Consider the following 12,421-nt stretch of genomic DNA (forward strand, 5'->3'; position numbering starts at 1 on the left):
ACAGATTCAGCCGGTTCAACGGGCCCAAAGGCTTCACAGCGCCCAGCGCACGTCGGTCGGATGCAGTCCGTGCGGTCGCGCGTTCGCATGCGGCACTTGCGCCGCAGCGCCCGGCGTGCTGCCGAGCACACGCTGCAACACGCTTTCTTCGAGCGCCGCGAAGCGCGCATCGGCGCGGGCACGCGGACGTTCGAGCGGGACGTTCTGATCGAGCGCGATACGCCCCTGCTCGACCAGCAGAATGCGATCGCCAAGCGCGACGGCTTCGTGCACGTCGTGCGTGACCAGCAACGCCGTGAAGCGATGCTCGCGCCACAGACGCTCGATCAGCGCATGCATTTCGATGCGCGTGAGCGCGTCGAGCGCGCCCAGCGGTTCGTCGAGCAGCAGCAGGCTCGGGCGATGCACCAGCGCACGCGCCAGTGCCACACGTTGACGCTGGCCGCCCGACAAACGCGCGGGCCATTCGTCGGCGCGCGCGAGCAGGCCCACTTCGTCGAGCACGGCGCGGGCGTCGTCGCGAGCACCACGGCCAAGGCCCAGCATCACGTTCTGCAGCACCGTTTTCCAGGGCAGCAGACGCGCGTCCTGAAACATGATGCGCGTATCGAGCGCTGCGCCCGCTTCGCCGCGACGCGTCAGCTCGCCCGCATCCGGCTGCTCCAGTCCGGCCACGAGACGCAGCAGCGTGGACTTGCCGCAGCCGCTGCGGCCCACGATCGCGACGAAACTGCCGCGCTCGATGGAGAGATTGAAATCGTCGAGCACCACGCGATCGCCGTAGCGCTTGCCCACGCCGCGCAATTCGACCGACGCATCCTGAGGCTGCGTCTGCGTGCGCGCCGTCACCGCCGCTTCACGCGCGAAGTCATGTGCCGTTTCGTTCGCCTCGCGCGCCTGTACGCGCGGCTGTTCGATCTCCGCTTCGAGATCGCGTCCGGCGATGCCGCTGAGACCGGACGTCAAGGTACTTGCGTTCATGCGTCGCTTCCTCGTTGATAGGCGGGGTGCCAGCGCAGCGCCACGCGCTCGAGCCACTTGGCGAGCCAGTCGGCGAGTTTGCCGAGCGCCGCGTACAGCAGAATGCCGACCACCACCACATCGGTTTGCAGGAACTCACGCGCGTTCATCGTCATGTAGCCGATGCCCGACTGCGCGGAAATCGTTTCGGCGACGATCAGCGTGACCCACATCAGCCCGAGCGCGAAGCGCACGCCGACGAGAATCGAAGGCAGCGCGCCCGGCAGGATCACTTCGCGATAGAGCGCGAAACCCTTGAGGCCATAACTGCGCGCCATCTCCACGAGGTTCTGGTCGACCGAGCGGATACCGTGAAACGTGTTCACGTACACCGGAAAGAACACGCCCAGCGCGACGAGAAACACCTTCGCTTCCTCTTCGATGCCGAACCAGAGGATCACGAGCGGAATCATCGCGAGCGCGGGAATGTTGCGGATCATCTGGATGGTCGAATCGAGCGCGGTTTCGACCGGCTTGAACAGGCCCGTGGCGAGTCCGAGCGCGAGACCGATGCCGCCGCCGATCGCGAAACCCGAGACCGCGCGCCACGTACTCACGCGCACGTCCTGCAGCATTTCGCCCGACTGGATCAGCGACCACGCGGCCTTCACGACCGCGAGCGGCTCGGGCAGCACGCGCGTCGACAGCACGCCGACACGCGCGGCCAGTTCCCAGGCCGCGAGGATCGCGAGCGGCAGCAGCCACGGCGCGAGTCGCGCAAACGCTTTGCGCAGCAGCGCGGTATTGGCGCGCGCGCCGCGCGGCGCGACGCTTGCGGTCACCGTTGCGGTTGCAGCGGATTGAGTCATCGGAACGTTCTCCTTGTTGCATCGCGCCGCAACGCGATTGAAGCTGGTGAATGCGCGGAAAACGGCCTTAGCTCTGGCTGGCTTTCGGCAGATAGTGATTGCCGACCACCTCGCCGAACGGACCCGACAGCGGACCGTCCGACTGCTTCGCCTGACGTCCCGGCAGCAGCGGGAACACCAGCTCGGCAAAGCGGTAGGATTCCTCAAGATGCGGATAACCCGAAAGAATGAAGGTCTCGATGCCGAGATCCGCGTACTCCTTCATGCGCGCCGCCACCTGTTCCGGATTGCCGACCAGCGCCGTGCCGGCCCCGCCGCGCACGAGGCCCACGCCCGCCCACAGATTCGGATAGACCTCGAGATCCTTGCGCGAGCCGCGCTTGCCGCCGTGCAGCGCGGCCATGCGGCGCTGCCCTTCCGAATCCATCCGGCCGAACGCGGCCTGGGCGCGCGCGACGGTTTCATCGTCGAGATGGCTGATGAGTTTGTCGGCGGCCGCCCACGCTTCCTCTTCGGTCTCGCGCACGATCACGTGCAGGCGGATGCCGAAGCGGATCTTGCGGCCCTTCTGCGCCGCGCGCTCGCGAATGTCGGCGATCTTCTTCGCGACCGCTTCGGGCGGCTCGCCCCACGTCAGATACGTGTCGATGTGCTCGCCGGCGATCTCGTGCGCAGCCGCCGACGAACCGCCGAACCACAGCGGCGGATGCGGATGCTGCACCGGCGGGTAGAGCGCCTTGCCGCCCTTCGATTGCAGATGCTTGCCCTCGAAATCGATCGCCTCGTTGGTATGCGAAGCGGCCAGCAGCTTGCGCCAGATGTGCAGATATTCGTCGGTGATTTCATAGCGCGTGTCGTGATCGACGAACACGCCATCGCCTTCGAGTTCGGCCGTGTCGCCGCCCGTCACCACGTTGATCAGGAGACGCCCGTTCGACAGCCGGTCGAACGTGGCGGCCATGCGCGCGGCCAGACCCGGCGACGACAGACCGGGGCGTACGGCGACGAGAAACTTCAGGCGCCGCGTGGCCGCGATCAGGCTCGATGCCACCACCCACGCGTCTTCGCACGAACGTCCCGTCGGCAGCAGCACGCCTTCGTAGCCGAGCGAGTCGGCCGCGACCGCGACCTGCTGGAAGTAAGCGAGATCCGTTGCGCGTGCGCCTTCGGTGGTGCCCAGATAGCGGCTGTCACCGTGGGTCGGGATGAACCAGAACACATTCATGCGAAGCTCCTGCTAATCGTTCGAGACGTGAGTCGAAAGGGATTACGACGGCCGCGCCGTCTACATGGGGACTCAGTCTAGGGATCGGCCCTGGGGTTGCGAACGATTTTTTTGAGCTTAGTTTTTCCACTTTCGTGCTTTACGCGACGCTTTAGCGTACGCGGCATACGGTCGCGCAGCGCGCGCCGATATAATGGCGCGATCAAGAATCAAGCCGTGCGGTGCGCCTTACGCGTGCCTGGCGCGGCTCAGCCACTCTCGCCCGTTCACATGCAAAAACTGATTTTGCCGTTCGTTTCCGGCTTTCTCGCGTCGCTGTTCTTTCGCGAAGCCACGCTGGCGCTGCTGCACGCGGCACAGGTCGTCGACATCACCGGTTTCTCGACCGAGCCGTTCGCCCCGCTCGGCCTGCCCGAGTTTCTCGTCAATGCGATTTTCAGCGCGTGCTGGGCGATCCTGATGGCGTGGCTGCTGCGCGTGTCGCCGTCGCGGCCCGCGCCGTGGGTGCAGGCGTTCGTGTTCGGCGGCATCGTGCTCACGGCCGCGATGGTGTTCGCGATCGATCCGCTGCGTGGCATCTGGCCGAGCGGCAACATGCTGCCGCGCCTCGCCACGGGCTTTGCGTCGAACGCCGTCTGGGGATGGGGCGCGCTCGTCTTCATGCGCGCCTTCATGAGCGAAACCGACGAGGACTGAGCCTCGCCGTCGTATGCGGCGCATCGCGCGCCGCTCGCTCGTCTCGCGGCTTTTGTTACGTTACCTGCCTTGGCCGCTCCGCCGGCTCGCCGGACTCAATCCGGCAACGCGCGCAACGGATGGTCAGTCAAACTCCACGGACTCTCGAACATCGCGTTCACGTCCGCGGCCCGCACGTCTTCCACGCGCGCGAAGCGCCAGTTCGGGCGATTGTCCTTGTCGATGATGCGCGCGCGGATGCCTTCCATCACGTCGCCGCGCGCGAAGCTCGAACGCGTGAGATCGAGATCGCGGCGCAGCACGTCGGCCATCGATCCTTCGGCGCGCGACACCGCCTCCAGCGAGACCGCCATCGATAACGGCGAGCGCTCGCGCAACACGCCGATCGTCTGCTCGGCCCACTCGCTTTCCGAGCCCTTCCCCGCCTGCCTCGCGGCGTCGAGCGAGGCGAGGATCGCGCCCACATCCGGCTGCGAGAAATGCCGGTCGATCCACGCACGCGCAATCGCCAGCGCCGATTCCGACGCCCGCCGCCGCGCCTCTTGCGCAGGCAACGCCGCGCGCCGGATGCGCTCGATTACGTCGGCGCCCGTCACGAACGTCTCGGTCTGCAAGGTGTCGAGCAGCGCGGGCCACGCGGACTCGTCGAGAAAGACGTCGGCGAGCCCGGCGTAAAGCGCGCTGGCCGCGTCGATCGTTTCGCCCGTCACAGCGAGATAGCGGCCAAGCGCGCCCGGCGTGCGCGCGAGCAGCCAGCCCATGCCCACGTCGGGAAAGAGGCCGATGCGCGTTTCGGGCATGGCCATGCGCGTCGTCGCGCCGACCAGACGCAGCCCGCCCGTGCGATGCGCGCCCTGCGAAATGCCCATGCCGCCGCCCATCACGACGCCATTGAGCAAGGCGATATACGGCTTCGGATAGCTGAAGATCGTGTGATCGAGCCGATATTCGTCGATGAAGAACGTGTCGAGCGCGGCCTGATCGCCCGCGCGAAATGACTCGTAGAGAAAACGGATGTCGCCGCCCGCGCAGAACGCACGCGGATGCGGCGTGCGCACGACGACTGCGAGCACATCGGGGTCATCGCGCCAGCGGTCGAGCGCGTCCTGCATGGCATCGACCATCGCGGTCGACAATGCGTTGAGCGCCTGCGGGCGATCGAGTTCGATATAGCCGATGCGGTCCGCGACGCGCGTGCGCACGTGCTGTTCGTGATCGGCGGAAACAGGGCTGGACGACGGGCTGGGCTGGGACATGGCGATCGGCAACACGGAAAGCACGAGGAAATGACGCGCGCGGCCATCCGGACACGCGGCAGCGCCTCGCGAGGCTATCACGTCGCGCCGGCTTTCGTCGGCTTGCGGGCAGGCGCGGCGGCGCTGTCGCGATCGCTCTGCCCGTTCTGCCCGTCGTGCTGTTCCGGCTCGCGCGGACCGAACCACGCATCGAGCGCGACGTCGACGGTTTGCCTGCGCTGCGCCTCGCTCGCCAACGCCGGATCGCGCGACGCCAGCGCGACCACGCCGTGCAGCATCGCCTGGAGCGCACACGCGAGCGATGTGGAATCGATACGACGTTGCTGCGCGTCCGCGAGCGTCTGCAGCGTCGGCGCGAACAACGACGGCGCGCGCTCGCTGGGGAGATCCGCCTCCGTCGCCGCCGCTTCCGCTTCGCTGAACATCAACCGGTACGCCTGCGGATGATCGCAGCCATACGCGACGTAGCCGTGCGCGAGCGCCTCAAGACGCGCGCGCGGATCGTCGATACGCGCAAACGGCGCGAGATGCGCGAGCAGGTGCGCGTGGCCTTCGCGGCCCAGCGCGCGCACGATATCGTCGCGATTCGCGAAGTGCAGATAGAGCGACGCGGGCGAATAGCCGATGGCGTCGGCGATCTTGCGCATCGACAGCGCGGCCAGGCCCTCGCGCATCACGATGCGGCGCGAGGCGTCGAGAATCCGTTCGCGCAGTTCGAGACGCTGCGCGGCGGCGCGGCGAACTTTCGGTTCGGTGAGGCCCATCGGCCCGATCCTCCTGCGCGCGAAACTATTCAGGACTGCCGGAGGACCCTGTCACGACAGCAAACTGCCCGGCGGAAAATGCCCGCTCTTGAGCAGCACGGGCGTGCCGTTGCTCAGTTCGAGATGCGCGCGCGCCACGGCTTCGATGCGCGGACGGCCCGCGTCGAACGCCTCCATCCAGGCTTCGCGGACGGCGGCGTTCGCGCCGAAGTGATCCTCGAGCGCCTCGACGGAAATCGCGCACGGCACGCGCGCGCCGTCGACCAGCGCGGGAAACACCACGGTGAGATTGGCGTCGCGCCAGACTGGCGCGTCGCCGGGAAATCGGATATCCATAAGCGGCCCCGCTCGACGATTTTGCAGAAGAAAATCCGCTCCGGCAGAAAACGGAAGAGCGCTTTATGTTACTCGTGGCGCAGCGGGTTCGACACCTGCGTGCACGGTGCGCGTGCGAAAATTGCCAACACTCCGCGGTGGGGCGCGCTTTGCCGCTCGCACCCTTTCACTTTCGCAAGCAGGCAAACCGACAAGCAGACACGACATGGCACCGCATCTGAACGGCCGATACTTCGTGGACGACCACGAGATACCCGAACCGCAGGCGGCGAACCGCTGGTTCAGCTACGCACAGCAGCACGGCATCGACGTGGCGCGCGCGATCAGCGTCTGGGAAGACGCCGCCACGCTCGACGGCGAGACGAGCCGCGCGACGGTGGCGGGATGTGGAATCCGCATCGTGCCGCCCGAGGTCTGAGCGGCACGCGAGACAGCGCGATGCGGCGGGCGCGCGCATCGATACGCTGATCAGTGCGCCTGCATCTTCGAAAACAGATTCAGCACGAGCACGCCGGCCACGATCAGACCGAGGCCGAGCAGCGCGGGCAGATCGGGCACCTGCTTGAAGAACAGCATCGCGACGAGCGTGATCAGCACGATGCCGACGCCCGACCACACCGCATAGACGATGCCCACGGGCAGGCTCTTGAGCGTCAGCGAGAGGCAGTAAAACGACACGCCATAGCCGACCACCACGACCGCTGACGGCACGAGCCGCGAAAAGCCGTTCGAGGCGCGCAGCGCGGACGTGGCGATGACTTCGGCGACGATGGCGATCGCGAGCAGGACCCAGGGAGAGGAGCGCATCGCGTCAGACCGTCGCTAGCGCGAGCTGGCTGTAGTCGGCGCCGAGCTGCGCGCACAGCGCCTCGACGACGAGTTCGTGGTCCTTGCGCTGCGGCAGCCCCGAGACGGTCACCGAGCCGATCACGCCGACGCCGTCGACAGTGATCGGAAACGCGCCGCCGTGCGTCGCGTATTCGGAAAGCGGCAGACCGTGTTTCTCGGCGAGCGTCGTGCCCGCTTGCTGCATGCGCAGGCCGATCGCGTACGAGCTGCGGCGGAAGTGATCGACGACGCGCGACTTGCGGCGCACCCAGTCGGCGTTGTCGGGCGAGGTGCCGGCGAGCGCGCAGAAGAACAGCGTGTGGCCGAAGGTGCGCACGTCAATGGCGACGGCATGCGAGCGCGCCACGGCCAGCTCGCGCAGATGAGCGCCGAGTTGCCAGGCGCGATCGGCGTCGAAGCGGGGAAACACCAGCGCGCGCTCTTGCGCGGTCACCGTTTGCAGATCGTGGGCGATATCCATAGGGGGCGAGTCAGACTGAGGGAATTGAGCGCTGATTCTAGCCTGGCGGTTTGGCGCGCTGGATGTGGCTAGCGGCACCTCGATTTGTCCAAATGCGCCTTTGGGTGCGCGCTTTCGCCGAGCCTCGCCGGTCCCCTGAAGCGGCCTGCGCAAAGGCCCCGCAATCTTTCCGCAATCGTCTGGCAGGCTTTTCGTTATTTTCTGTTGACAGCTTCGATCCTAGCCCTCATAATAGCTTTCTCTGACGGACGCGGGGTGGAGCAGTCTGGCAGCTCGTCGGGCTCATAACCCGAAGGTCACAGGTTCAAATCCTGTCCCCGCAACCAGCAAGCTGTTCGTCGGAAACAAACAAGGGTTACAACGCATTGGCGTGTAACCCTTTTTTGTTTTTGTCTCTCCCTTCCCCTCCGGTTCGCGCCCCCGTCATCGCACGCGGCGGTGATACACTCGCATCACCCATCCCCCTATCGTGCCCATGAAATTCTGCTCGACTTGCGGTCAGGCGGTCAGCCTGCTCGTTCCGCCCGGCGACAACCGCGAACGCTACGTCTGCTCGCACTGCGGCACTATCCACTATCAGAATCCGCGCAACGTAGTGGGCACCGTTCCCGTTTGGGAAGACAAGGTGCTGCTGTGCCGGCGCGCGATCGAGCCGCGCTACGGCTACTGGACGCTGCCCGCGGGTTTCATGGAGATGGGCGAGACGACCGCCGAGGCCGCCTCACGCGAAACGCTAGAGGAAGCCGGCGCGCGCGTGGAGGTGCAGAGCCTCTTTTCGCTGCTGAACGTGCCGCGCGTGCATCAGGTGCATCTGTTCTATCTCGCGCGTCTGCTCGATCTCGACATCGCGGCGGGCGAGGAAAGCCTCGAAGTCCGCCTCTTCGAAGAGCACGAAATTCCCTGGGACGACATCGCCTTCCCGACGGTCGGCCAGACCCTGCGCTTTTTCTTCGCCGATCGCCAGTCGGGCAGCTACGGCCTGCACACCGGCGACGTCCTGCGCTCGCTGCGCGACGGCTGAGCCCGCGGCCATGGTGCCCTGGCTTTCGCCCGACGAACCGTTTCCGCCCGTCGAACGCGCCCTTGGCGCGTCGAGCGGCGCGCCGGGCCTGCTCGCCGCGAGCGCCGACCTGCTGCCCTCGCGGCTCGTCGACGCCTATCGGCACGGCATTTTTCCGTGGTATTCCGACGGCCAGCCGGTGCTCTGGTGGAGCCCGGACCCGCGCATGATCCTGCGTCCGGACGACTTCAAGGTCTCGCCGTCGTTCAAGAAAACCCTCAAGCGCGTGCTGCGCGATCCGGCCTGGGAAGTCCGCGTCGACGACGATTTCGCCGCCGTGATGCGCGCCTGCGCCAGCGCGCCGCGTCACGGCCAGCGCGGCACCTGGATTACCAACGATGTGATCGACGCCTATTCCACGCTGCACCGGATCGGCGAGGCGCATAGCGTCGAAACCTGGTTCGAGGGCCGCCGCGTGGGCGGTCTGTACGGCGTCTCGCTCGGCACGATGTTCTTCGGCGAGTCGATGTTCGCCGCCATGACCGACGCCTCGAAAATCGCGCTCGCGGCGCTCGTCGCGCATTTGCGCCGCAGCGGCGTCGCACTGATCGACTGCCAGCAGAACACCGCGCATCTCGCCTCGCTCGGCGGCCACGAAATCGCCCGCAAGAGCTTCCTCGCGCACGTGCGCGCGACCGTGAGCGCGCCGGCCATCGGCTGGCGCTTCGACAAGCAGGTGCTCGCCGACTGGACCGGCCATCGCAGCGCGCCCGAGTCCGCCGTTCCGGCCGTCTGAGACCGCGCGCGCCCTCTTTTCGCGCAAGCCGGAGAAGCACGCGAACAAGCGGACGAACACGCGGTCCGCCTCGCACAACGCCGCGCAATTCGATGGATTCCCGCCTGGCGTCGATGTTAGTATGCAAGCAGAACACGTCGCATCCGCGGCCCGCAGAACGAGACGCTGCGCGGCTCTGCGGCGCGCCCGGCACGGCAACCCGGCGTCCTGCGCCTCCCCTGCGCCCGCGCGCGGCAATCACGCCGATCCGCGACGATCCGAACCGCTACGAGAGCTGCCAACGTGACGCATCCCAACGAGCTGCCGCTTTCACCGCTTTCCGCGCTGCAATTCTATGCAACGGCGCCTTACCCCTGCAGTTATCTGGAGGGGCGCATCGCGCGCTCGCAAGTCGCCACGCCGAGCCACCTGATCAACTCCGACGTCTACACCGATCTCGTGAAAGCGGGCTTTCGCCGCTCGGGCGTCTTCACCTATCGGCCCTATTGCGACGGCTGCCGCGCCTGCGTGCCGGTGCGCGTGCCGGTCGAGCGCTTCACGCCGCGCCGCACGCAGCGGCGCACCTGGAAGCAGCACGGCGCGCTCGTCGCGACCGTCGCGCCGCTGCATTACGACGAAGCGCACTACGCGCTGTACATGCGCTACCAGTCGGCGCGCCACGCGGGCGGCGGCATGGACCGCGACAGCCGCGACCAGTACGAGCAGTTCCTGCTGCAAAGCCGGATCAACTCGCGCCTCGTCGAGTTTCGCGAGCCCGATCCGCAACAGCCCGACGAGCCCGGCACGCTGCGCATGGTCAGCATGATCGACATCCTCGGCGACGGCCTCTCGTCGGTCTATACGTTCTTCGAGCCCGACGATCCGCACGCGAGCTACGGCACCTACAACATCCTCTGGCAGATCGAGCAGGCACGCAGCCTTCAACTGCCTTACGTCTACCTCGGCTACTGGATTCGCGAAAGTCCCAAGATGGCGTACAAGGCGCGTTTTCAGCCGCTCGAAGGGCTTTTCGACGGCGTCTGGCGCGCGCTCGATCCGGTGCCCGAGCGTTAGGAGACGGCCGCCGCGCGGCCTCGCGCGCGCGTTTTTGCCGCCACGCGCGCCATGCGCCCGTTCAGCCGCCTCCCTCGCCCGGCTTTCTCGCTAAAATAGCGGGTTCCCATTTTCCGGCGCGCGCGCCTTCCTCCCGTGTTCAGTACCCTTTATCCGTTCGTTCGCGACCAGCTCTTCCGCATGGACGCCGAAGACGCCCACCATCTCTCGCTGCGCATGATCGGCGCCGCGGGCCGCACCGGCATGGCCGGCCTGCTTGCGCCGCGCGTCCCGGATTCGCCGCGCACGGTGATGGGTCTCACGTTCCGCAACCCGGTGGGTCTCGCCGCGGGTCTCGACAAGGAAGGCGCCGCCATCGACGGATTCGCCGCGCTGGGCTTCGGCTTCATCGAGGTGGGCACGGTCACGCCGCGTCCGCAGCCGGGCAATCCGCGTCCGCGCATTTTCCGTCTGCCCGAGGCGGGCGGCATCATCAACCGGATGGGTTTCAACAACCACGGCGTCGAGCAGTTCGTGAAGAACGTGCAGGCCGCGCGTTATCGCGGCATTCTCGGCCTGAACATCGGCAAGAACGCCGATACGCCGATCGAGCGCGCCGCCGACGATTACCTGTTCTGCCTCGAACGCGTCTATCCGTTCGCGAGCTACGTGACGATCAATATTTCGTCGCCGAACACGAAGAACCTGCGTCAGCTGCAAGGCGGCGGCGAACTCGACGCCCTGCTCGCGGCGCTCAAGGACAAGCAGCAGCGTCTGGCCGACATGCACGGCAAGCTCGTGCCGCTCGCGCTCAAGATCGCTCCCGATCTCGACGACGAACAGGTCAAGGAGATCGCCGACACGCTGCTGCGCCACAAGATCGAAGGCGTGATCGCCACCAACACCACGCTCTCGCGCGCGGCCGTCGAAGGCCTGCCGAACGCCGCCGAGACCGGCGGTCTGTCGGGCCGTCCGGTGTTCGACGCGTCGAACGAGGTGATCCGCAAGCTGCGCGCCGAACTCGGCGAGCAGGTGCCGATTATCGGCGTGGGCGGCATTTTCTCGGGCGAGGACGCGCGCGCGAAGATCGCCGCGGGCGCCGCGCTCGTGCAGGTCTACACCGGCTTCATCTATCGCGGTCCGGCGCTCGTTGCCGAATGCGCGCGGGCGCTGGCCTCGGGCCGCGCCTGAGGCTATAGTTTCTGACTCAGTATTTCCGGCCATGCGCGGCGCTTCGGAGGCGTCGCCCGGCCTGAAAGCGGCAGCCCTCCCGATCGCCTCGCCAGGCGCGCGCCATCCAGCGCCGGGAAGGCCGCCACATCGCAGCAAAACAAGAGGAAAACAATGAAAGCATCCTTGCTGAAGAAGCTCCTTGCCGTCGCTCTCGTCGGTGTTTCGTTTGTCGCGGCGAGCGCCCACGCCGAGGACCTGCTCGACCAGGCGAAGGCGCGCGGCACGCTGCGCATCGGCCTCGAAGGCACCTTCCCGCCGTTCAACTCGAAGGCGCCCAACGGCGAGCTGGTCGGCTACGACGTCGACATCGCGCGCGCCGTGGCCGCGAAGATGGGCCTGAAGCCCGAGTTCGTCACGACCGAGTGGAGCGGCATCATCGCCGGTCTGCAGGCAGGCAAGTTCGACGTGATCGTCAACCAGGTCGGCATCACCGACCAGCGCAAGGCCGTGCTCGACTTCTCGCCGGCGTACACGTACTCGGCGGCGCAGCTCATCCAGCGCAAGGACGACACGCGCCAGTTCAAGTCGCTCGACGACCTCAAGGGCAAGAAGCTCGGCGTCGGTCTGGGCACGAACTATATGGACATGGCCAAGTCGGTGCCGGGCATCGACGTGAAGACCTATCCGGGCGCGCCCGAGTATCTGCGCGACCTGGCCGCCGGCCGTCTGGACGCGGCGCTCAACGACCGCCTGATGCTCGCGTACCTGCTGAAGAACTCGCAGCTGCCGCTGCGCACGGGTTCGATCGTCGGTGACGGCAACCCGTCGGGCATTCCGTTCAAGAAGGGCAATCCGAAGTTCGCCAAGGCGATCGACGACGCGATGACGCAACTCGAAGCCGACGGCACTTTCGCGAAGATCTCCGACAAATGGTTCGGCATCGACGTGACCAAACCGGTCACGAAGTAACGGCGTCCGGCGCCTTGCGCAACGTGCCCGACGTGC

At 66.7% G+C, this 12,421-nt stretch carries 15 protein-coding genes and 1 tRNA gene; 8 read left to right on the forward strand and 8 right to left on the reverse strand.

The window, feature by feature from the left end; translation table 11 throughout:
- Positions 1-33: 33 nt before the first annotated feature.
- The 3 genes from BMY06_RS17145 to ssuD all read right to left on the reverse strand — a co-directional run bounded on the left by BMY06_RS17145 (position 34) and on the right by ssuD (position 3,054).
- Positions 34-981, reverse strand: coding sequence for an ATP-binding cassette domain-containing protein (locus tag BMY06_RS17145; RefSeq protein ID WP_074984271.1), 948 nt, complete (start codon positions 979-981; stop codon positions 34-36).
- Positions 978-1,829, reverse strand: coding sequence for an aliphatic sulfonate ABC transporter permease SsuC (gene ssuC / locus BMY06_RS17150; protein WP_065063261.1), 852 nt, complete (start codon positions 1,827-1,829; stop codon positions 978-980). Before ssuC ends, BMY06_RS17145 begins: the two co-directional genes overlap by 4 nt.
- A gap of 67 nt (positions 1,830-1,896) precedes the next feature.
- Positions 1,897-3,054: an FMNH2-dependent alkanesulfonate monooxygenase gene (gene ssuD, locus BMY06_RS17155; RefSeq protein WP_074984272.1), complete on the reverse strand. Its 1,158-nt coding sequence runs from the start codon at positions 3,052-3,054 to the stop codon at positions 1,897-1,899.
- Positions 3,055-3,324: 270 nt separating this feature from the next.
- On the opposite strand from ssuD, the gene BMY06_RS17160 reads away from it, so the two are divergent.
- The gene (locus tag BMY06_RS17160) at positions 3,325-3,750 is read left to right on the forward strand and encodes a hypothetical protein (protein WP_065063257.1); all 426 of its coding nucleotides are present in this window, start codon (positions 3,325-3,327) and stop codon (positions 3,748-3,750) included.
- Positions 3,751-3,845: 95 nt separating this feature from the next.
- On the opposite strand, the gene BMY06_RS17165 is transcribed toward BMY06_RS17160, so the two are convergent.
- The 3 genes from BMY06_RS17165 to BMY06_RS17175 form a co-directional block, all read right to left on the reverse strand.
- On the reverse strand, positions 3,846-5,006 hold the full coding sequence (locus BMY06_RS17165) for an enoyl-CoA hydratase/isomerase family protein (RefSeq protein WP_074984352.1): 1,161 nt from the start codon (positions 5,004-5,006) through the stop codon (positions 3,846-3,848).
- 77 nt (positions 5,007-5,083) lie between these two features.
- The gene (locus BMY06_RS17170) at positions 5,084-5,770 is read right to left on the reverse strand and encodes a TetR/AcrR family transcriptional regulator (protein ID WP_074984274.1); all 687 of its coding nucleotides are present in this window, start codon (positions 5,768-5,770) and stop codon (positions 5,084-5,086) included.
- A gap of 51 nt (positions 5,771-5,821) precedes the next feature.
- Positions 5,822-6,106 (reverse strand): DUF1488 family protein, encoded by a 285-nt coding sequence (locus BMY06_RS17175; protein ID WP_065063253.1) that lies wholly within the window; start codon positions 6,104-6,106, stop codon positions 5,822-5,824.
- A gap of 205 nt (positions 6,107-6,311) precedes the next feature.
- Here BMY06_RS17175 and BMY06_RS17180 point away from each other — a divergent pair, with 205 nt between their 5' ends.
- Positions 6,312-6,524, forward strand: coding sequence for a hypothetical protein (locus BMY06_RS17180; RefSeq protein ID WP_065063251.1), 213 nt, complete (start codon positions 6,312-6,314; stop codon positions 6,522-6,524).
- 50 nt (positions 6,525-6,574) lie between these two features.
- Here the strand turns inward: BMY06_RS17180 and BMY06_RS17185 are convergent, their stop codons facing one another.
- Positions 6,575-6,913: a DMT family transporter gene (locus BMY06_RS17185; protein ID WP_065063249.1), complete on the reverse strand. Its 339-nt coding sequence runs from the start codon at positions 6,911-6,913 to the stop codon at positions 6,575-6,577.
- Positions 6,914-6,917: 4 nt separating this feature from the next.
- On the reverse strand, positions 6,918-7,415 hold the full coding sequence (locus BMY06_RS17190) for a heme-degrading domain-containing protein (RefSeq protein ID WP_065063248.1): 498 nt from the start codon (positions 7,413-7,415) through the stop codon (positions 6,918-6,920).
- Between the two features lie 249 nt (positions 7,416-7,664).
- Between BMY06_RS17190 and BMY06_RS17195 the strand changes: the two genes are divergently transcribed.
- From BMY06_RS17195 to BMY06_RS17220, 6 genes are all read left to right on the forward strand, one after another.
- Positions 7,665-7,741: transfer RNA gene (locus tag BMY06_RS17195), tRNA-Met, on the forward strand.
- 149 nt (positions 7,742-7,890) lie between these two features.
- A complete protein-coding gene (locus BMY06_RS17200) occupies positions 7,891-8,436 on the forward strand; it encodes an NUDIX hydrolase (RefSeq protein WP_065063246.1) in 546 nt (181 codons plus the stop codon).
- Between the two features lie 10 nt (positions 8,437-8,446).
- The gene (aat, locus tag BMY06_RS17205; RefSeq protein ID WP_065063244.1) at positions 8,447-9,211 is read left to right on the forward strand and encodes a leucyl/phenylalanyl-tRNA--protein transferase; all 765 of its coding nucleotides are present in this window, start codon (positions 8,447-8,449) and stop codon (positions 9,209-9,211) included.
- Between the two features lie 282 nt (positions 9,212-9,493).
- Positions 9,494-10,264, forward strand: coding sequence for an arginyltransferase (locus tag BMY06_RS17210; RefSeq protein WP_065063242.1), 771 nt, complete (start codon positions 9,494-9,496; stop codon positions 10,262-10,264).
- A gap of 135 nt (positions 10,265-10,399) precedes the next feature.
- Positions 10,400-11,434: a quinone-dependent dihydroorotate dehydrogenase gene (locus tag BMY06_RS17215; protein WP_065063240.1), complete on the forward strand. Its 1,035-nt coding sequence runs from the start codon at positions 10,400-10,402 to the stop codon at positions 11,432-11,434.
- A gap of 153 nt (positions 11,435-11,587) precedes the next feature.
- Positions 11,588-12,385, forward strand: a complete 798-nt coding sequence (locus BMY06_RS17220) for a cystine ABC transporter substrate-binding protein (RefSeq protein WP_065063238.1) — start codon at positions 11,588-11,590, stop codon at positions 12,383-12,385.
- Positions 12,386-12,421: the final 36 nt, after the last annotated feature.

This window comes from Paraburkholderia tropica (assembly GCF_900109265.1).
GTDB classification, from domain to species: Bacteria; Pseudomonadota; Gammaproteobacteria; order Burkholderiales; family Burkholderiaceae; genus Paraburkholderia; species Paraburkholderia tropica.